This is a genomic window from Streptomyces sp. NPDC039430, assembly GCF_055639435.1.
The window spans coordinates 39,924-59,850 of the sequence record NZ_JBVKAK010000028.1; the positions used below are offsets into that span (position 1 = coordinate 39,924).

Here is a 19,927-nt window from a genome sequence, read left to right on the forward strand (position 1 = left end):
TATGGAAGAGCCGCGTCGCCTCGGCGGCCGGTACGAGCTGGGCTCGGTGCTCGGCCGTGGTGGCATGGCGGAGGTCTACCTCGCGCATGACACCCGGCTCGGTCGCACCGTCGCCGTGAAGACGCTCCGGGCGGACCTCGCCCGCGATCCGTCCTTCCAGGCCCGGTTCCGCCGAGAGGCCCAGTCGGCCGCCTCGCTCAACCACCCGGCGATCGTCGCGGTCTACGACACCGGCGAGGACTACGTCGACGGGGTGTCCCTCCCGTACATCGTGATGGAGCACGTCGACGGCTCGACCCTGAGAGAGCTGCTGCACTCCGGGCGCAGACTCCTGCCCGAGCGCACGCTGGAGATGACGGTCGGCATCCTCCAGGCTCTGGAGTACTCCCACCGCAACGGCATCGTCCACCGTGACATCAAGCCGGCGAACGTCATGCTGACGCGCACCGGCCAGGTCAAGGTCATGGACTTCGGCATCGCCCGCGCCATGGGCGACTCCGGGATGACGATGACGCAGACCTCGGCCGTCATCGGCACCGCCCAGTACCTCTCCCCCGAGCAGGCCAAGGGCGAGCAGGTCGACGCGCGCTCCGACCTCTACTCCACCGGCTGTCTGCTCTACGAACTGCTGACGGTCAGGCCCCCGTTCATCGGGGACTCCCCGGTCGCCGTCGCCTACCAGCACGTACGGGAAGAGCCGCAGACGCCCAGCGTCTTCGACCCGGAGATCACGCCCGAGATGGACGCGATCGTGCTGAAGGCCCTCGTCAAGGACCCCGACTACCGCTACCAGTCCGCCGACGAGATGCGCGCCGACATCGAGGCGTGCCTCGACGGCCAGCCCGTCGCCGCCACGGCGGCCATGGGCGCGGTCGGCTACGGCGGCGGCGGATACGGCGGCCCCCCGGACCAGCCGACGACGGCGATGCGCCACGGCGACCCGGGCGGCCAGACCTCCATGCTCCCGCCCATCGGACCGGACGACAGCGGCTACGGCGGCTACGACGACCGCCCGGCACGACGGCGGCAGAAGAAGTCCAACACCTCGACGATCCTGCTGGCGGTCGCGGGCGTCCTGGTCCTGGTCGGCGCCATCCTGATCGGCAAGTCGGTCTTCGGCGACACCGGCGGCGGCAGCAGCCAGCTGGATGTCCCCCAGCTCGTCGGCAAGACGCTGTCCGAGGCGGAACGGCTCGCGGACAACGCGAGCGTGAAGGTCTCGCAGTCCGGCTCGGAACGCTGCGACGTGCCCAAGGGCTCCATCTGCAGCCAGGTCCCGGCCTCCGGCAAGATGAGCCAGGGCGAGACCATCCAGGTCGTCGTCTCGGAGGGCTCCCCGCAGGTCAAGGTCCCGGATGTCACCGACAAGCAGAAGCAGAGCGCGACAGACATCCTGGAAGCCGATAACTTCACGGTCGACTACAAGGAGGAGGAGTCGGACGAGGATCCGGGGACAGTGCTCTCCCAGGACCCGGCGGGCGGCTCCATGGTCGAGAAGGCCAGCAAGGTCACGCTGACGATCGCCAAGCAGAACCAGGTCTCGGTTCCGCCGGTGGTCGGCGCGCAGTTCGACGCCGCGCAGAACCAGCTCCAGCAGCTCCAGTTCACGGTCGTACGGAACGACGTGGACTCGCAGCAGCCCCTGGGCACCGTCCTTGAGCAGGACCCGCAGGGCGGCACCAAGGCCGCCGAGGGCTCGCAGGTCACCCTGAAGGTCTCCAAGGGCCCGCAGCAGGAGAAGGTCCGGATCCCCGAGGTCCGCGGGAAGACGTTCGGAGAGGTACAGGGCATGCTCCAGGGCATGGGCCTCAATGTCGCGCTCGCGCAGAACTCGCCGAACGACCCCAATGCCCTGGTGATAAACAGCGATCCCCAGCCCGGTCAGGAAGTCAACAAGAACGACACGGTCACCCTGACCACCGTGGGCGGTCAGGGCAACAACAACAACGGGGACAACAACCCCGGCGGGAACAACGGCTTCTTCGGCGGCCCGAACGGCGGCAACGTCCGCAAGGACTGACAAGCGGAACAGCCGGTACGAGCCGGTACGAGCCGGTACGAGCCGGTACGAGCCGGTACGCGAAGAGCCCCGGCACCCTCCTTGCGAAGGGTGCCGGGGCTCTTGCGTGCCGTCCCCGGGGACGGCCGGGCCACGAACGGCCGGGCCACGACCGTCAGCGAAGCTCGGGCGGCGGGGTGCGGTCCTTGTCGACCTTCTCCGTGCGCTCCAGCTCGGCCCAGACGATGTAGCGGTATTCCGAGGTGTAGATCGGCGTGCAGGTGGTCAGGGTGAGATAGCGGCCGGCCTTCTTCTTCCCCGACTCCTTCGGGACCGGCTGGAGTACGTCCACGTTGTACTTCGACGTCTTCGGAAGCTCCTTGAAGACCTTGTAGACGTACCAGGTGTCGCGGGTCTCGAAGACGACCGGGTCGCCGGGCTTGAGCTTGTGGATGTTGTGGAACTTCGCCCCGTGGCCGTCCCGGTGCGCGGCCAGCGTGAAGTTGCCCTTCGTGTCCCAGGGGAGCGCCGACTTGACCGGCTCGGTGTAGTAGCCGGCGATCCCGTCGTTCAGCGACGCGGTCGTGGTGCCCTTCTTGACCAGCACCTCGCCGGCGTCCATCGCGGGGACGTGCAGGAAGCCGATGCCGTCCGCGGAGTCGTAGACCGGGGGTGCGGCGCCGGGCTTCTTCTCCTGCGCCCAGCCGTGGCGTACGTCGTCGCCCTGCTTGGCGGCCTCGCGGTCGGCCAGGACGTTCGTCCACCACAGCGAGTAGACGACGAAGAGACCGAGCACCACGCCCGCGGTGATGAGCAGTTCGCCGAAGACGCTGACGGCGGTCGCGAGCGGGCCCCTGGGGCGGCGGGACCGTACCGGAGCCGGGACGGCCGCCGCTTCCTGGGCCTGGCGCGCCGTGTCCTCCGGGCCCGGGTCCCCGCCCGACGGCGGCGGTGCGTCGGCCTGCTCGTCGTGCTCGGTACTCGCTGCCACCGCACCCGTCCCCAAAGTCCCTGATGTGTGTCCGCGCTCCGACCGGCGTCAGCCGACGAGAGCGTCGGGTTTGCCCTTGCTGCGCGGCCGTTCGTCCACCATCTTGCCCCACACGATCATCCGATAGGTACTGGTGAACTCCGGGGTGCACGTGGTCAGCGTGATGTAGCGACCGGGCTCCGTGAACCCGGAACCCGGCGGCACCGGACCGATCACGCTCACATTCGACGGGGACGTCTGCGGCAGGAGCTGGGTCATGTCGTACGTGTAGTACGCGTCCCGCGTCTCGACGATGATCTCGTCGCCGGGCTTCAGCTGGTTGATGTAGCGGAAGGGTTCGCCATGGGTGTTGCGGTGGCCGGCCACCGCGAAGTTGCCCTGCTTGTCGGAGGGCATCGCCGTCTTGAGGCGCCCTTCCGAGTAATGGCCGACCATGCCGCGGTCGAGGACCTTCGGCTTGCTGATGCCCTCGGCGATCGGCACGACGACATCCAGCTTCGGGATGTGCATGATGGCGAAGCCCTGCCCCGGCTCGAAGGCGCCCGGCTGCCGGTCCTTCGCCCAGCTGTCCTGGATCTTGTTCGTCTCCTTGCCGGCGTACTGGTCGGCCCGGATGTTCGTCCACCACAGCTGGTACGTGACGAACAGCAGCATCAGGACGCCGAAGGTGATGAACAGCTCGCCGACCGCCCGGCTGGCGATGACGGCGGGGCTCTCCTTGAGGGCACGCGCCGCGCGCCGCGCTTCGACCCGGGAGAGCGGCCGGGCGGGCGCCGCCTCCCCCGAGCCGTGTCCTGGGACCTGCCCGGCCCCGGCCCCGGCCCCCGCGGGCTCGGCGCGTCTACGGCCCCGGCCACCGCCCTTGGCGGCCCTGCGCCGCTCGGCCCTGCCCCCTGTCGCGGGCTCGGGGTCGGCCGCCCTGCGCGTGTCCGCCGTCCGGAGTCCGACGGTCTGATCATCCAGCCGGGGCTCGGGCACGGGCACGGGTACGGGAGCGGGTACGGGAGCGGGTACGGGACGCACAGGTCCCGGTCCGGGCACGGCCGCCGGTACGGACGCGGGTCCGTGTCCGCGCGCGGGCGCGGGATCCGGCTCCACCGCCGGTATCAGGGCCGTCTCGGCCGTCGGCGACGTACCGCCCTCGCCCGCGTAGTACGAGGGGGCGCCGGACTCCGGTCCCTGGGGGGTCTCCGCCGCGTACTGGCGGTAGTAGTCGCCGGACCACTCCGGCCCCTGTGCCGGTGCCTCCGGGGCGGGCTCCGGCTGCCGGGGGCCCCGGTGGCGCCCCGGCTTCCGTGCCGGCCGCCCACCCTGCCCCTGCTGCCCCTGCCCCTGTGGTTGGCCCTGTTGCCGGCCCGGGAGCGGATCGTTCAGCGGGTCCGCCAGCCCGTCCACCGCCGCCTCGAACGCTCCGGAGACCTCGTACCCGCCCTGCTCGTACGAGGCTCCGTAACCCGCTTCGTGTTCGGGGCGGAGTGCCGTCACGCGAGCGCCTTGCCCACCACCGGCGCCAGCCCTGTCGACCGGCCCACCGCACCCGGATCGCCGCACTGGGCCAGCCAGTTGGCGAGCATCAGATGCCCGTGTTCGGTAAGGACCGACTCCGGGTGGAACTGCACACCCTCGACGGCCAGTTCACGGTGGCGTACGCCCATGATGATGCCGTCCGCCGTGCGCGCCGTGACCTCCAGCTCGTCCGGCAGCTTCGCGGGCTCCGCCGCGAGCGAGTGGTACCGGGTCGCGGTGAACGGTGAAGGCAGCCCCGCGAAAACGCCCTTGCCCTCATGCGTGACGAGCGACGTCTTGCCGTGCAGCAGCTCGGGGGCCCGGCCGACGACTCCGCCGTACGCCACCGCCATCGACTGCATACCGAGGCAGACCCCGAAGACGGGCACGGCGGTCTCGGCGCAGTGACGCACCATCTCGACGCAGACACCGGCCTGTTCCGGCGTGCCGGGGCCGGGCGAGAGCAGCACTCCGTCGAAGCCGTCCTGGGCGTGAGCGGTCGTCACCTCGTCGTTGCGCAGCACCTCGCACTCGGCGCCGAGCTGGTAGAGGTACTGGACGAGGTTGAAGACGAAGCTGTCGTAGTTGTCGACGACGAGAATGCGCGCGCTCATCCGGCCGCCCCCGCTCCGTCGACCGTCACATCATTGAACGGCAGCAGCGGCTCCGCCCACGGGAAGACGTACTGGAACAGCACATAGACGACGGCGAGCGCCAACAGGAGTGAGATCGCCGCCCGCAGCCACACGTTGCCCGGCAGATGCCGCCAGATCCAGCCGTACATGCTGTCCCTTCCGTCCGGTACCGCGCCAGGCGGTACGGCACCAGAGTAAAGGGCTCCACCGACACATGGGCGGTTCATCGGACAGCTGCACAGAGGTTCGGGGATTGCTCTTCGTCACAGGCGCCGGAGGCGCGCGCTACCCGGCCGGCTTCGCGTAGTGCAGATCCACCGTGCCCGTGTAGCCGGGCAGCGTCTGCTTGTCGCGCTCGTCGACCTTCCAGCCGAGGCCGTACGCCTTGACGTACAGCTGGTAGTTCTGGATCGCCGGGGAGTCGGTGAGCGCCTTGCGGAGCTTGTCCTGGTCACCAACAGCGGTGATCTTGTAGGGCGGCGAGTAGACGCGGCCCTGGAGGATCAGCGTGTTCCCCACGCACCGCACGGCGCTGGTGGAGATCAGCCGCTGGTCCATGACGCGGATGCCTTCGGCACCGCCCTTCCACAGGGCGTTGACGACGGCCTGCAGATCCTGCTGGTGGATGACGAGGTCATTGGGCTGGGGCTCGGGATAGCCGGGGTTGGCCGTGGCGTTCGGCGGGGCGTCGTCGAGCGTGACGGTGAGTCCCTGACCCGTGACCTTCTTGGTACCCGCCGCCTTTTCCAGGGCGTTCAGCCTGGCTTCCTCGGCCGCGGTGGTGCCGTGGTCGCGGCTGACGAGGGCGTCGATGTCATGCCGTACCGCCGCGTTGGCGTCGCCCAGTTCGGCGTTCTTGCGGTCGCGCTCGTGGATCAGATCGGAGAGCTTGAGCAGCGAGGTGTCCGTACGGATGTTGGTGCCCTTGGCCGTGTTGAAGCTGGTCACGAAGATCAGCCCGGCGAGGGCGAAGACGGCAGCCGTGAGCAGCCGGACGGGCCGCCTGTTCGGTCGGCGGACCGGCCCTGGGGGAGAGTCGGCGGAATTGCTCAACGTACCCTTATCTCCTTAGGCGCCGCGGAAGCACTACGCTAACGGACGCCCGGGGGCGGCGGTGTTCCCCCTGCTCTCCGCCCCGGCACACCGTTTCAGTCCCCCTGCGCGGTCACGCAGCGCATCGACAGGAGAGTCCCTCGTGCCGAAGTCACGTATCCGCAAGAAGGCCGAGTTCACGCCGCCTCCGGCCGCGAAGCAGACGGTCAACCTCAAGCTGACCAATCGGAGCTGGGTGGCCCCGGTCATGCTCGCCCTGTTCCTGATCGGTCTGGCCTGGATCGTCGTCTTCTATGTGACCGAGGGCGATCTTCCGCTGCAGAGCTTCGGGAACTGGAACATCGTGGTCGGGTTCGGCTTCATCGCCGCCGGCTTCGGTGTCTCGACCCAGTGGAAGTAGCGGGTCCACCACCCCGCCGTCAAGCTCCGCCCCTACTTATCCACAGCGTTGTCCACAGCAGGGGAAAAGGTCAGACGATCTGTGGATAACTCCACGGGACGTTGACGCCGGTGTGACTGCATCCGCCATTCTGATGACGCGCTCGCCCCTTGTCGCTCCTGGTCAAACCCACATCAGCGACAAGGGGCACGCACGTTCCCCACAGGATGCACAAGATCCGCCACACACTGTGGACAACTGTGGAGTACGGGCCGTCCTCAACAGGTCACGCTCAGGTGCCCGGCAGTCGGCTCAGCCGGATCAGCCGGCTCAGGTGAGTGAGGCGGTTCTGGCCACGATGGTCACGACCGTGGCCACCAGCACCAGCGCGCACGTCCCGTACTGCACGAGAGCCCGCCGTTCGCGGGGCGCGTGCACCATCCCTATGGCGACCACCACGCCCGCCACCAGCCCGCCGACATGCGCCTCCCAGGCGATGTTGGACCAGGTGAAGGTGAAGAGCAGGTTCAGTGCCAGCAGGACGAGGACCGGCCGCATGTCGTAGTTGAGCCGCCGCATCAGGACGACGGTCGCGCCGAGGAGCCCGAAGACCGCGCCGGACGCGCCCAGCGAGGGCTGGTTCGGTGCGGCGATGAGATACGTGAGGGCGCTGCCGGCCAGTCCGGAGAGCAGATAGAGCGCCAGGAAACGGACGCGGCCGAGCGCCGCCTCCAGCGGCCCGCCGAGCCACCACAGCCCGAGCATGTTGAAGGCGATGTGCCAGATCTCCTGGTGCAGGAACATGGCGGTGACCAGCCGGTACCACTCACCGTCCGCGACGCCGACGACCCGGCCCAGACCGGGGCTGTAGGCGTAACCGATGAGGTCGAGATCCTCGACGAGCCGATGCCGGTCGCCCACCGCGAGAACGGCGACGAACACCGCGGCATTGATGCCCAGCAGGATCTTGGTGATCAGCCGGGGGTCGGCCGCGACGGCGCCGCCTGCGAGGGTGCGCGGCCGGTTGGCGGTCGCTCCGTGCCCCGTACCCGAACCTTGCCGGACACATTCCGGGCACTGGAAGCCCACAGAAGCACTGATCATGCACTCGGGGCAGATGGGGCGCTCGCAGCGCGTGCAGCGTATGCCCGTCTCCCGGTCCGGATGCCGGTAACAGCTGGGCGTGCCCTCGGTGACGGCAGGCTGGTCCTGGCCTCCGTGGCCGCCTGGCGGGTGGTCCATCGGTCCCCTCGGTCCTCGTGACGGCGGACGGTGCCCGGCACGCACAGCGCACCGCCCCGCCCGTCCGGTATGTAACCACTACGGACGGGCAGGGCGGGAGGTTCCCCGGACACCGGGAAACCGAACAGTGCGCGAGCGGTCAGCGCGTCTCGACGACGACCGATTCGATCACGACCTCCTGCAGCGGGCGGTCGGTGCGCGGGTTGGTCTGCGTGCCGCCGATGGCGTCCACGACCTTCTTGCCGGCCTCGTTGGTGACCTCACCGAAGATGGTGTGCTTGCGGTTCAGCCAGGAGGTCGGCGCCAGGGTGATGAAGAACTGCGAGCCGTTGGTGCCCGGGCCCGCGTTGGCCATCGCCAGCAGGTACGGCTTGTCGAAGGAGAGGTCCGGGTGGAACTCGTCCTCGAACTGGTAGCCGGGGCCACCGGTGCCGTTGCCCAGCGGGTCCCCGCCCTGGATCATGAAGCCGCTGATCACACGGTGGAAGACCGTGCCGTCGTACAGCCTGTCCGTGGTCTTCTGACCGGTCTCGGGGTTGACCCACTCCCGCTCGCCCTGCGCGAGCTCGACAAAGTTCTTGACCGTCTTCGGCGCGTGGTTCGGCAGGAGCCGGACCTCGATGTCGCCGTGGTTGGTCTTCAGGGTGGCGTAAAGCTGCTCGGCCACGATCTGCCTTCCGTAAGTCTTCTCTGACTCTCACGATCCTCGCACGGAAGGCGCGATCGCCGCCCGGCCGCTGCCCTCGAACGGGCTTTACGCCCGTCTTGGTGCGGTTTCGGGGCCGGATGGAGGCGGTGGAAGACGGAAGAGTTCAGGGCAGCCGGAAGCGAGCGGTCGCGGAGAAGGCGGTGTGGTCACGCCGGAACCCGCGCATGCTGGAGGGAAGCGCGACATCGTCATCCAGCACTACGTACGAAACAGTACGCACGAACAGTACGTACGAAAATATACGGAGAGGGCCGCGATGTCCGGGCATCACCCGCGTCGCCTTTCATGACCCGGATGCCCGCAGCGCATGCCGAGACCGAGCCCAGCAGGCATGATCTCGAAAAGGGTGGATAGGCGAAATACGGAACGCCACCGAGGAGGATGATCCTGTGACCCGCATGGACAGCGTGCGCGCCGCTACCGGTTCGGCCAAGGAGAGCGTGCAGCACGCCGCGGAAGCGGTGGCCCCTTACGCCGGTTCGGCCAAGGAACAGGCCGCTCTGGCCAAGGAACAGGCCGCGCTCTACGCCCGCGAGGCGCGTGTACGGCTCGCGCCGACAGTATCGAAGGCCGCTCAGCAGGCTCGTGTTCAGTACGGCGCCCATGTGGCGCCCCGGGTACCCCCAAAGGTCGATGAAGTCGCTCACCGCGCCGCGGTGGGCACTCGTCAGGCCGCCCGTCAGGCGGCGGATTACACAGTGCCACGCGTGAACCAGGCGGTGGCCACCGCACGGCCGGTGGCCGGACAGGCCGCGGCACGTTCCGCGGCCGCCCTGGCCGCACTGCGCGGACAGGTCACGGCGAAAGAGATCCAGAAGCTGGTGAGGAAGCATGAGCGGCGGGCCAGGGCCGGCCGGGTGGCCAGGGGCCTGGCGGTCCTCGGCGTGCTGGCCGGTGGGGCTTTCGCCGCCTGGAAGTGGTGGGACAAGCAGGCGAATCCGGACTGGCTCGTGGAGCCGCCGGCCGCTACCGAGGTCTCGGAGCGTGGTCCGCTGACGTCCGTGGACGGCAGCCATGTGGTCGATCCGCTGGATCCGGAGGTCCAGGCGAAGCAGGCCGAGGCCGAGGCGTCGGAGAACGACCGGGACGACCGCCCCTGATCGCGCGGCCCACGGAGATCCGACCCGCGGAGATCACAGACCGGGCGTGGCACTCGCCGCGCCTGTAGTCCTTGTCGTCCGCGCTCTCGCCGTCCGCGCTCATACAGTTCGCGTTCTCGTTGTTCGCGCTCTCGCTGTTCGTACAGTCCGCGCTCTCGCTGTCCGCGTCGTCCTCGTCGCGCCACCGGCGTACGGGGTTCGGCGACGGGCGCACCGAAGGTGAGGGGCGCCGGGAGACCGCGGGGTTCCCGGCGCCTCATGCCGCGACGAGTGCCGCGTCGGCGGCGTACGCGCTCACCTGCGCCGCGCGGGCATCGGCTTCGCTCGGCGCGGCCGGCAGATGACGGACCGTAGGTGACGAGCCGTGCGCTTCCGCGTGGATACGCTGCTTGATCGTGGGCGGCAGCGACCGGCCGCGTGGCAGCGACCTGGGTACGGTCGCCCTGGCCGGAGTGGCCTCGGTGACGTGGTGCGCGGCGGCGGGTGCCGGCGCGGGCTGCTCGGCCGGCTGCTGCACGGCGTTGCCGGCGGCGGCGGCCGGGGCGGTCAGCCCCAGGGAGGCGAGCACCGCGAAGAACGCGGTGATGAAGACAGTCCACAGTTTCTTGACCTTGAAGGCGGCCATGACCCCTCGCTTTCGGGTTGGGCGGTTTACATACCTTCCTTATGATGTGGACGCATCTTGAGAATCCAGGGAGCTACGCCGCCGTCCGGCAGTTCTTCGGATGAACACCACTCGTACGGTCCAACCGACCCCGTGTAACCGCGGGGTGGAGCGCGCTGGAAGCCGCGTCTGAAGCAGTGCTTCCGCGCCGCCGGCCGACACGTACAAGCGCACGTCAGCGGCCTTCCGGCGGCTCAGCGCCGCCCTCTTCTCCGGCCGAGGCACGACTTCCGCCCCGCCGCCACCCGGAACGTTCGCCGCCGCGCGGGGCCAACCGCATGCCCGGCCTCGCGGATCACCCGCCTGCCGCTCAGGGCGCGCCGTATCGGCACAAACCGGAAAAGCTGATGCCGGGACCGCCGCTCGACCCGCCCTCGGCCCGCCGCTCGGCCGCCCCTTCCCGGCAGAAGAGAAAGAGAGAGAACGCCATGACGCTGCGTCTGTCCCGAGAGCTCATACGTTCGCGGCCCTTCGCCGCCCTCGCCTCCGTGTGCTCCGTGGCGGCGCTCGCCGCGCCCGCGCCCGCCATCGCCGGTGGCGCGCCCACCGGTTCGGGCGGTGGCGGCATAGCCAAGCCGACCGTGGTGCTGGTGCACGGCGCGTTCGCCGACGCATCCGGATGGGACGGGGTGGTGGAGCGGCTGCAGCGCGACGGCTATCCCGTCATAGCCCCCGCGAACCCGCTGCGCGGGCTGGCCAGTGACTCCGCCTACATCGCCAGCGTCCTCAAGAGCGTCAAGGGACCGATCATCCTCGCCGGCCATTCCTACGGCGGTGCGGTGATCGGCGAGGCCGCCGCCGGCAACCGCAACGTCAAGGCGCTCGTCTACATCTCGGCGTTCATGCCCGACAAGGGGGAGACGCTCGGGGCGCTCGGCGCGAAGTTCCGCGGCAGCGAGCTGAATCCGGCGCTCAGACAGGTGCCGTTCCAGGACGGTGACGGCACGACGGGCACCGATCTGTACATCAAGCCCGACAAGTTCCACCAGGTCTTCGCCGCGGACCTCGCGGCGTCCACCGCCGCGCAGATGTCCGCCACCCAGCGCCCGATCAGCGCCACGGCCTTCACCGAGAAGGCCCGCGGCGCCGCCTGGAAGTCCATCCCGTCGTGGTTCCTGGTCGCCACCAAGGACCGGGCGATAGCCCCGGATCTGGAGCGCTTCGAGGCCAAAAGGTCGGGCTCCCACACCATCGAGGTGAACTCCTCGCACGTGGCGATGATCTCCCACCCCGGCACCGTCACCAGCCTCATCCTCGACGCCATACGCACCGAGGCCTCCGGCACCCCGTCCCTGGCCACGACGGGCAGTACGACGAGCGCCACCGGCCTCATCGGCGTCGGCGCGATCGTCGCGGGCGTGGGCCTGATCGTGGCCGTACGCAGACACGAGGCGCGCGACCGCTGAGCCGGGAGCGCCTCGCCGAGCCGCCCCGAACCCGGACCCGGACCGCCCCTCCGAACCGCTTTCGGGCAGCTCGGGAGGGGGTTACTCCCTCGTCCCCAGTCTGCCGCGGTTGTGCAGGACGTACAGGAACGCCAGGGACGGCACGATGAGGAGCACGGCGGCGCCGGCGACGCCCACGAGCACCCACAGGGTCGGCGTGGGCGAGGCGGCTTCGGAGATGCTCAGGTGCGTGCCCAGCAGGTACGGGTACTGCGCGACCCCCCATCCGCAGACGACGGCGGCCACCGCCAGGGCCGCCAGCATGCGCAGCGCGCCGGCTCTTCCGGTCTTGAGCAGGAAGAGAGCGGCCAGGCCGCTCAGGGCGGAGATGATGAGCAGCGGCAGTCCGCGGTGGCTCAACTCGTGGAACAGCCGCGGCGAGTCGGCCCGGAGCACGAAGATCCCGGCCAGGCTGACCAGGCCGGTGGCGGCTCCGGCGAGCAGCGCGCGCCGGCTGAACCACGCTTCGAGTGCCGGGCTCCGGTTCTGCCGCGCGGCGGCGGTCAGAAACACCGCGGCCAGGTAGGCGCAGACCAGGATCGCCAGTACTCCACCGAGCACGGACGTCGGGTTGAGCCAGCTGCCGAGGGGATCGCCCTGCCCGCCGGACGGTACCCGTCCGGACGCGATCGCTCCGGCCAGGCTGCCGAAGCAGTACGGGGTGACCACCGAGGACAGCGCGAAGAACGCGCCGTAGACCCGCTGCTCCGGGGTACGCATCGACTCCTTGCGGAAGGCGAAGCCCGCCCCGCGCAGCACGATGCCGAGCGCGGCCAGTCCCAGGGGGATGTACAGCGTGGTGGTGATGGCGGCGAAGGCCACGGGGAAGCCGCTCCACAGCACGACGAGGCAGTAGATCAGCCAGGTGTGGTTGGCCTCCCAGACAGGCCCGACCGTCAGGTCGATCAGATGGCGGGACCGGCTGCCACGCGCCGCTCCGCCGCCGGTCAGGTCCCAGAACCCGGCGCCGAAGTCGGCTCCGCCGAAGAGCGCGTAGGCGATGACGCCGACGAACAGGATGACCGCGATGGCATCGCTCATGCCGGCCCGCTCTCTCCCGGGTGGGTGCCGGCGAGCGGCCGCTCGGGGCCGTAGGGGACGTCGACCGTGTCGTCGCCCTCGTCTCTCCACCGTCGTGTCAGGGACCGCAGGACGAGGACGGCGCCCGTTCCCACCGCGAGGTAGATGGCCAGGGCCGCGGCGAAGAACGGCCAGAGATTGCCGTGGGTCGCCACGGCGTCCTTGGTCAGCAGCAGGCCCCTGACCGTCCACGGCTGCCGTCCGACCTCGGTGACCACCCAGCCGCTCTCCAGGCACAGCACCGCGACGGCTCCGCTGGCGGCGACGCACCACAGGAACAGGCGGTTGGCCGGCACCTCCCGTCGGCGCCACCACAGCCACGCGAACCAGAGGGCGAGAGCGAGCAGCGCGAACGCCGTACCGACCATGATGTCGAAGGCCAGATGGACGATGCTCACCGCCGTGTCCTCGGGCCGCACCGCGGCGGGGATGGCGTCGAGTCCGCGGATCTCGGTGGACGGGCTGAAACCGGCGAGCAGCGAGGCCATGTCGGGCACGGGGAGGCCGTAGCGGACCTCGCCGTCGATCAGTACGCCGGCGAGTGTCTCCGGGACATGGTTCCCGGTGGTGGGGAGGAGTTCGATGGCGGCGAACTTCGCCGGCTCGCTGTGGAACACCTGACGGGCGACGATGTCGCCGACGAAGATCTGCACGGGTATGGCGACGGCGGCCACGGTGAAACCGATGAGGAACCCGAGCCGGTGGTAGGCGTCGCGGCGCCCCTTCAGCATTCCGACGGCGTAGACCCCCGCCACCGAGAAACCGGCGACGATATACGCCGCCAGCAGCATGTGGATGCTCTCGAACCAGAAGGCGCCGTTGAAGAACACGCCCGCCGGACGGACCTCCACCAGGCGCCCGTCCCGCATCGTGATGCCGCCGGGCTGGTTCATCCAGCTGTTCGCCGCCACGACCGCGCAGGTGCCACCGATGCTCGCCAGGACGACGGGCACGCCCGTCCAGAAGTGCGTCCAGGGAGGAAGCCGCTTCCAGCCGTAGATATAGATCGAGACGAAGATCGCTTCCAGGAAGAAGAAGATGCCTTCGATCGCGAAGGGGAAGCCGAAGGCGGCGCCGTAGCGCCCCATCAGCCCCGGCCACAGGATGCCGAGTTCGAAGCTGAGCACGGTACCGGTGACGGCTCCCACGGCGAACAGCACGGCCGCCACCTTCGACCAGCGCTGCGCGAGCAGCAGGGCCTGGTCGTCACCCCGGCGCAGACCGCGGTAGTTGGCGATGAGCATGAGGGCCGTGAGAGCCACGCCGAACGGCACGAGAATGATGTGGAAGCCCAGAGTGAACGCCATCTGCTCCCGGGCGGGCAGCAGTTGAGGCGGATCGTCAGCCGAAGCCAGAACCTGAAGCAGGACCCCGGCAGCATCAGGTGAGTACGGCATCCCCGCATCCTTCACGCGCCCGCCGGACTCGCGGCCCCGGAGACACGGACCGGACACCGAAGCCACCCGTTCGGACGACGGGGAGCGCAGGAGGCCGGCCGCGCCGGGTACGCGGCCCGGTGCTGAGGCCGGTGACCGGTCCCTTGACGGTCACCGGCCTCAGCACGGACAGGGGCGGACAGGGCGGGATCTGTGGGCGGGTCAGGCAGCGGCCAGTGCCACGGTCGGGGGGGTGCGCGCGGCCCGCAGCGCCGGGTAGAGTCCGGCGATCGCGCCGATCACCATCGTCGAGGCGACCCCGCCCACGGGTGCCACGAGGGGGATCGCGGTGGGCCAGCCCTGGCTGAGGGCGTATCCGGCGGTGACGGCGGCGCCGAGCGCGGCCCCGCCCAGTCCGCCCAGGGTGGACAGCAGCAGGGCCTCGACCAGAAACTGCCGGGTGATGTGCCGGCGGGCCGCGCCGAGGGCGCGTCGCAGACCGATCTCCCTGCGTCGTTCGATGACGGTGATGACCATGGTGTTGGCCACTCCGATACCGCCGACGAGCAGGGCCACCCCGCCGAGTCCGACGAGCAGGCCGGTGAAGGACGCCTCGGCCGCCTGGCGCGCCTTCAGCGCGTCGGAGGGGCGGCTGACGGCGACATTCTGCGGGTTCTCGGGGTCGACGGCACGGGGCAGCAGCCCGCGGACGCTCTCGACGAGAGGGTCGGGAGAGCGCTCGTACACCATGGTGGGGCGGCCGTCGAAGCCGAGATACCGCTTGGCGGCCGCTCCGTTGACCAGGACGGCGGAGTCCAGATCCTGTGCGAGCGGTACCGGGTCGAGGACGCCGAGGACGGTGAAGTAGCGGTCGCCGATCCACACTTGCTCGCCCGGGTGGGTCACTCCGAGCCGGTAGGCGGCCCGGTGGCCGAGCACGGTCGTGGGGTAGCGGTCGGGCGCCCGGTCCAGCCAGCCGCCCCTGGCCAGGGTGGCGCGCAGGGTCGTGACCAGGTTCCCGTCGACGGCGAGGACGGTCAGCGCGTTCGTCTCGGCGGGATCCACCCGCGCGTTGCGGTAGGCACCGATGTCCTTGACCTCGCCGGTCGAGCTGACGGAGTCGACGCCGTCGGCGCGGGCGACCGTGTCCACGGCGGTCTCGGGAAGGGGGGCCTGCTCCCCCGTCATGGGGTCCTGACCTGGGGCGATGGTCAGGAGGTTGGTACCGAGTTTGTCCAGTTCGGCGTCCAGGTGTGCCTGGCTGGAGGTGGAGATCCCCAGGACGGCGATCATCGCGGCGATCCCGATGGCGATGCCGGCGGCGGAGAGCACCGCGCGCAGCGGACGCGTCCGGAGCCCGTTGGCACCGAGCCGGAAGAGATCGCCGCCGCGCAGACGGGACGGCGCGAGGTTCGCACGGCCGCTCATACGGTCGCCCCGTCCGCGCCCGTACCGGGCGGTGCCTCGCGGATGTCGTCGACGAGTTGTCCGTCCCGCATGAGGAGCCGGCGGGGCAGGCTCGCGGCCAGCCCGGTGTCGTGGGTGATGATCACGACGGTGGTGCCGGAGGTGTGGAGTTCGCGCAGCAGGTCCACCACGAGGGCGCCGGACCGGGTGTCGAGCGCGCCGGTCGGTTCGTCCGCGAGCAGCAGCGGCGGATCGCCCACGACCGCGCGGGCGATGGCGACCCGCTGTCGTTCGCCGCCCGACAGCTGGTGGGGCCGGTGGTCCAGGCGGTGGCCGAGCCCCACTCGGTGCAGCGCCGCCTCGGCACGTGCCCGGCGCCGCCGCCTGGGCAGCCCCGTGTACAGCAGTCCGTCGGCGACGTTGTCGAGGGCGCGGGTGCCCTCGGCGAGGTGGAAGTGCTGGAAGACGAAACCGATCCGATGGGCACGCAGCGACGACAGCCCCCGGTCGTCGAGCCGGGCCACATCGTGCCCGTCGATGACGACCTGGCCCGAGGTGGGCCGGTCCAGAGTGCCGACGAGATTGAGCAGGGTCGACTTGCCCGACCCGGAAGGCCCGACGACGGCGACCAGTTCCCCCGCGGCGACCGAGGCCGTCACCTCGCGCAGGGCGTGCACCCGGTGCTCGCCACTGCCGTAGGAGCGGCCCACATCCGTCAGCCGCACCACGGGCTCGGCGGAACCGACGGGCAGGACGGCGGTGTCGTGCAGGACGGCGGTCACAGCTTCGGCACCCCCACCCGTACGCCCTCGGAGATCCCCGGGCCGCTCACCTCCACCCGGCCATTGGTGAACGCACCCGTCTTCACCTGCACCCGGCGGACCTTCCCGCCCTCCACGATCTGCACCCCGAACCCACCGCCCGGCAGCGGCAGGAGCGCCGTGACCGACACCGAGTACACGTTCTCGGCCTCCACCCGGCTCAGCACCACGATGACGTCCGCGCTCTGCACGTTCTTGACTTCCCCGGGAGAGCTGAGCTTCACGGTGACGGGAACGACCTTCTCGTTGTCCTTGTTCAGCTTCTGCGCCCCGACGGAGGAGACCGTCCCCGGTGTCCGCTTGCCGTCCGGCAGCTCGATCTCCACCTTGGCGCCCTTGACGACGAGTTTCTGTGCCTCCTGCGGCACCTCGGTGGTGACCCGCTGCTGGGAACCGCCGGCCTGGAGTACCTCGACGCCGGCCGCTGCGGGGTCACCGGGGCGCACGGACGCCTTCTTGATCCGCAGGATGTCGGGGGCGAACACCACCCGGCCCAGTTCTATCTTTCCGCTCCGCGGCAGGCCGTTGTTCTTCTGCCAGCGCTTCACCGCGGCCTCGGTCTTCTCCGTGAACTCCTCGTCGACAGTGAAATCGACATAACCGAGCGCCGCCAGATTCTCCTCCAGCATGCGCACATCCCTGCCGTTCTTCATACCGTCCTTGAATTCACGCCAGGCCGGAAGGTCACCCCGCATCAGGAACACCGGCATGTCATCGACCGCGTACAGGCGCTCCCCGCGCTCGATGATGCTGTTCGCCGACGGCAGCCAGGTGAAGATCCCCCGCATCTGATTCTTGATCCGGCGGTCACCGAAGAATTGCAGGACACCGAAGGACCGCACCTCCGAGACCAGATCGGCCCGTACGACCTTCTCCGTGGCGGGCGGCATCGGCTCACCGACGGTGGACGGTTCCGGCGCGCTCGCCCGCGTGTAGAGCAGACCTCCACCGACCGCCATGCCCACCAGAGCCACGGCGGCTCCGACGAACAGCCGGCGGCGCCCGCGCCGACGGCCGCGCCCCCGCCCCCTCGCTCCGCCCCCGAGGGACTCGGACTCCCCATAGGGCCGGACCTCCGCACCGTAGGACTCGGCGGCCTCCCCGTGGGTCTCGGCCCCGGGCCCTACCGGCTCGGCGACATCCCTCACCGCTCACCGCCCTGCGACGAGGCGTCCTCGATCATCTTGTCGAGCACATCCTGCTCGCGCTTGCACGCCTTCTGCGCCGCATTGAGCTCCGGGCTCGATTCGAGCCGCACGCTGCCGTCCGCGTTCGGCTTGGGGGGCACGTAACCGTTCTTACGCATACATGCCATGTACTTCAGGCGGAGCGCCTCAAAGTCGGGGTTTTCGCCGAGTTCCTTCACACCCGGGTCGCCGCTCCCCGCCATGGCGACGGGGAGCTTGCCGCATACCTTCTCCAGCTTGTCGAGGACGCTCTGCGGGGTACCGGCGGGAATCCGCGGCGGCTCGCCCGGCTTCGGGTCCTTCACCTGGACGCCGTTGTCCCGCATGCACGACGCGTACTTGATGCCGGAATCCCCGCCGGACTCACCGCTGTCGCCCGCATCGGCGCCCGTGTTGCCGCCCGAAGCGCCGCCGGTCGCGCCGTCGCCCGTCCCGCCGGCTTCTTGCGACGACGCGGCAGGCGGTTTCTCCGAATTTCCTCCACAGGCCGCTGCCCCGACGGCCAGCAGCACCACCATCGCGCTCGTGGCGAGACGACGGCGTGGAGTGCGGGCAAATGGACGCATGAAAAGAACCTCCGGAGACCGGTGCGGCTCGGAAAAGGCGCACAGGGAACAGGGACGAAGCCGCCACCCCGGAAGACGAAAGAGCCGGGTCGGCAGATCAGGTCCCAGCACACCAGGACGGGTATTTCGTGGCCGTCTGCTGATTTCTTTATGCTGCCCAAATCCCTTGAACGCGCGGCGCGTCAGAGCGTGGGAGCACGGCCCCCGGACAGGGCCTCGGCGGGAAGAGTGACGGTGAAGTCGAGGCCGCCGTCCCGCAGTGGTTCCGCGTGGAGGGTTCCGTTGTGGGCGCGGACGATCGACTCCACGATCGCGAGGCCGAGGCCGTGTCCCGCCGGACGGCCCGAGCGGCTGGTCTGGCGGGTGTCGAGGCGGTGGAACGGTTCCAGGATGCGGTCCGCCTCGGTGCGGCTGAGCGCGCGTCCGGTGTTGCGTACGACGAGCCGGACATCCTGGCCGGGCCGCTCGTCCACCGCCACGGTCACCGTTCCGCCCGGGTGGTTGTGGCGGACCGCGTTGTCGACGAGGTTGGTGACCAGCTGCCGTAGCAGGACCCGGTCGCCGAGGACCCGGCCCCGGCCCACCGACGCGCTCAGCGCCACCCCCGCCTCGGCCGCCGCCGGCGTCGCCTGCGTACACACCTCCCGTGCCAGGGCGGCCAGTTCGACGGTTTCCTCGGCGATCGCGCCGTGGTCGGCGCGGGCCAGGACCAGCAGCGCCTCCGTGATCTCGGTGGAGCGCCGGTTGAGGGTGAGCAGGTCGGGGCCCAGGTCCTCCAGCCGGTACTCGCCGGGCGCGGCGAGCGCCACCTGGAGCAGGGTGCGCATACCGGCCAGCGGGGTGCGCAGCTCGTGCGAGGCGTTCGCCGCGAACCGGCTCTGCGCCTGGAACGCCTTGTCCAGACGCTGGAGCATCGCGTCGAAGGTGTCGGCGAGTTCCCTGATCTCGTCCTTCGGCCCGGCCAGCGCGATCCGCTCGTGCAGTGTGGACCCGGCGATGCTCCGGGCGGTCGCGGTGATCCGCTGGAGCGGCGCCAGCATGCGCCCCGCCACGAACCAGCCGAGGACCACCGCGATCACCAGCAGGACGAGAAGGGCCACGGCGCTGAAGATCAGCAACGCGTCCAGGAAGTCGGCTTTGGACGCGACCTCGAACGTGGTGATGCCCGACTTGGTCGGCCGGGCCTCCGACGAACCGGTGCTGGGTGAGGCGCCGGCCTCCGCGGTGGCATCCGCGGTGGTACTGGGTACAGCACGCTCCCCAGTGGCCGTGCCCGTGCCCCCGCTGAGGGCAGTGCCGGACTCCCCGCCTGCGGCCGCGCCGGCATGGGGTGCGGCGCTGTCGTCCTTACCGGCACCGGTGTCGAGCGTGGGTACGGCGCCCGCCTCCGTGCGGGCACCCGTGCCAAGGCTGGGGGCAGCGCCCGCGTCTGCGCCGGCACCCGTATCCGCACCGGGTACGGGACGCTTCCCCGCGTCGGCGCTCGGACCGGACAGGACCGGGACCTTCACGAGGTTCGGGGCGTAGGTCGGCCCGTAGTTCATGAACAGGTACAGCAGGCCGATCATGGCCGCACCGGCCGCCGCGAACAGCCCGGCGTAGGTGAGGGTGAGCCGGGTGCGGAGGGTGAGCCGGCTCCGGAGAGTACTCGCGGGGCCGGTGGTCACGGGGCCGGTGGTCACGGGGCCGGTGCCAGGTAATAGCCGACACCGGTCATCGTGTGCAGCAGGGCCGGTTCACCCAGCTTGCGGCGCAGGGTGGAGACGG

19 protein-coding genes are annotated in these 19,927 nt (G+C 70.1%); 4 read left to right on the forward strand and 15 right to left on the reverse strand.

Features of this window, described 5'->3' with window-relative positions; translation table 11 throughout:
• Position 1: 1 nt before the first annotated feature.
• Positions 2–2,020, forward strand: a complete 2,019-nt coding sequence (gene pknB, locus ACZ7LS_RS36230) for a Stk1 family PASTA domain-containing Ser/Thr kinase (RefSeq protein WP_382525221.1) — start codon at positions 2–4, stop codon at positions 2,018–2,020.
• Between the two features lie 154 nt (positions 2,021–2,174).
• On the opposite strand, the gene ACZ7LS_RS36235 is transcribed toward pknB, so the two are convergent.
• From ACZ7LS_RS36235 to ACZ7LS_RS36255, 5 genes are all read right to left on the reverse strand, one after another.
• Entirely contained in the window at positions 2,175–2,990 is an 816-nt protein-coding gene (locus ACZ7LS_RS36235; RefSeq protein ID WP_382525222.1) for a class E sortase, read from the reverse strand.
• A gap of 48 nt (positions 2,991–3,038) precedes the next feature.
• Complete coding sequence (locus tag ACZ7LS_RS36240) at positions 3,039–4,475, reverse strand: class E sortase (protein WP_385136285.1); 1,437 nt, start codon at positions 4,473–4,475, stop codon at positions 3,039–3,041.
• Complete coding sequence (locus ACZ7LS_RS36245) at positions 4,472–5,110, reverse strand: aminodeoxychorismate/anthranilate synthase component II (protein WP_382674053.1); 639 nt, start codon at positions 5,108–5,110, stop codon at positions 4,472–4,474. The genes ACZ7LS_RS36240 and ACZ7LS_RS36245 overlap by 4 nt, the downstream gene beginning before the upstream one ends.
• The gene (locus ACZ7LS_RS36250; RefSeq protein WP_129772952.1) at positions 5,107–5,280 is read right to left on the reverse strand and encodes a hypothetical protein; all 174 of its coding nucleotides are present in this window, start codon (positions 5,278–5,280) and stop codon (positions 5,107–5,109) included. The genes ACZ7LS_RS36245 and ACZ7LS_RS36250 overlap by 4 nt, the downstream gene beginning before the upstream one ends.
• A gap of 136 nt (positions 5,281–5,416) precedes the next feature.
• Entirely contained in the window at positions 5,417–6,184 is a 768-nt protein-coding gene (locus tag ACZ7LS_RS36255) for a DUF881 domain-containing protein (RefSeq protein WP_382525228.1), read from the reverse strand.
• Between the two features lie 142 nt (positions 6,185–6,326).
• Here ACZ7LS_RS36255 and crgA point away from each other — a divergent pair, with 142 nt between their 5' ends.
• Positions 6,327–6,584, forward strand: coding sequence for a cell division protein CrgA (gene crgA / locus ACZ7LS_RS36260; protein WP_030350948.1), 258 nt, complete (start codon positions 6,327–6,329; stop codon positions 6,582–6,584).
• Positions 6,585–6,893: 309 nt separating this feature from the next.
• Here the strand turns inward: crgA and ACZ7LS_RS36265 are convergent, their stop codons facing one another.
• Together ACZ7LS_RS36265 and ACZ7LS_RS36270 are read right to left on the reverse strand one after the other, a co-directional pair.
• A complete protein-coding gene (locus tag ACZ7LS_RS36265) occupies positions 6,894–7,805 on the reverse strand; it encodes a rhomboid family intramembrane serine protease (RefSeq protein ID WP_382674058.1) in 912 nt (303 codons plus the stop codon).
• 139 nt (positions 7,806–7,944) lie between these two features.
• A complete protein-coding gene (locus tag ACZ7LS_RS36270) occupies positions 7,945–8,472 on the reverse strand; it encodes a peptidylprolyl isomerase (RefSeq protein ID WP_382525231.1) in 528 nt (175 codons plus the stop codon).
• A gap of 431 nt (positions 8,473–8,903) precedes the next feature.
• Here ACZ7LS_RS36270 and ACZ7LS_RS36275 point away from each other — a divergent pair, with 431 nt between their 5' ends.
• Entirely contained in the window at positions 8,904–9,614 is a 711-nt protein-coding gene (locus ACZ7LS_RS36275; protein WP_382525233.1) for a DUF5324 family protein, read from the forward strand.
• A gap of 256 nt (positions 9,615–9,870) precedes the next feature.
• Here ACZ7LS_RS36275 and ACZ7LS_RS36280 read toward each other — a convergent pair whose 3' ends face one another.
• Entirely contained in the window at positions 9,871–10,239 is a 369-nt protein-coding gene (locus ACZ7LS_RS36280; RefSeq protein ID WP_385136289.1) for a DUF6344 domain-containing protein, read from the reverse strand.
• Between the two features lie 467 nt (positions 10,240–10,706).
• Between ACZ7LS_RS36280 and ACZ7LS_RS36285 the strand changes: the two genes are divergently transcribed.
• The gene (locus ACZ7LS_RS36285; RefSeq protein ID WP_382674063.1) at positions 10,707–11,684 is read left to right on the forward strand and encodes an alpha/beta fold hydrolase; all 978 of its coding nucleotides are present in this window, start codon (positions 10,707–10,709) and stop codon (positions 11,682–11,684) included.
• Positions 11,685–11,765: 81 nt separating this feature from the next.
• Here ACZ7LS_RS36285 and ACZ7LS_RS36290 read toward each other — a convergent pair whose 3' ends face one another.
• From ACZ7LS_RS36290 to ACZ7LS_RS36320, 7 genes are all read right to left on the reverse strand, one after another.
• Entirely contained in the window at positions 11,766–12,764 is a 999-nt protein-coding gene (locus tag ACZ7LS_RS36290; protein ID WP_382674066.1) for a cytochrome d ubiquinol oxidase subunit II, read from the reverse strand.
• Entirely contained in the window at positions 12,761–14,200 is a 1,440-nt protein-coding gene (locus tag ACZ7LS_RS36295; protein ID WP_385136293.1) for a cytochrome ubiquinol oxidase subunit I, read from the reverse strand. Before ACZ7LS_RS36295 ends, ACZ7LS_RS36290 begins: the two co-directional genes overlap by 4 nt.
• A gap of 201 nt (positions 14,201–14,401) precedes the next feature.
• Complete coding sequence (locus tag ACZ7LS_RS36300) at positions 14,402–15,607, reverse strand: ABC transporter permease (protein WP_385136295.1); 1,206 nt, start codon at positions 15,605–15,607, stop codon at positions 14,402–14,404.
• Positions 15,604–16,314 (reverse strand): ABC transporter ATP-binding protein, encoded by a 711-nt coding sequence (locus ACZ7LS_RS36305; protein WP_382874243.1) that lies wholly within the window; start codon positions 16,312–16,314, stop codon positions 15,604–15,606. The genes ACZ7LS_RS36300 and ACZ7LS_RS36305 overlap by 4 nt, the downstream gene beginning before the upstream one ends.
• Positions 16,315–16,364: 50 nt before the next feature.
• Positions 16,365–17,381 carry a peptidoglycan-binding protein gene (locus ACZ7LS_RS36310; protein ID WP_385136298.1) on the reverse strand — a complete coding sequence of 339 codons (1,017 nt, stop codon included), beginning with the start codon at positions 17,379–17,381 and terminating at the stop codon, positions 16,365–16,367.
• Positions 17,382–17,551: 170 nt separating this feature from the next.
• The gene (locus tag ACZ7LS_RS36315) at positions 17,552–18,112 is read right to left on the reverse strand and encodes a hypothetical protein (protein ID WP_385136300.1); all 561 of its coding nucleotides are present in this window, start codon (positions 18,110–18,112) and stop codon (positions 17,552–17,554) included.
• 230 nt (positions 18,113–18,342) lie between these two features.
• Positions 18,343–19,827: a sensor histidine kinase gene (locus tag ACZ7LS_RS36320; protein WP_385341692.1), complete on the reverse strand. Its 1,485-nt coding sequence runs from the start codon at positions 19,825–19,827 to the stop codon at positions 18,343–18,345.
• Positions 19,828–19,927: the final 100 nt, after the last annotated feature.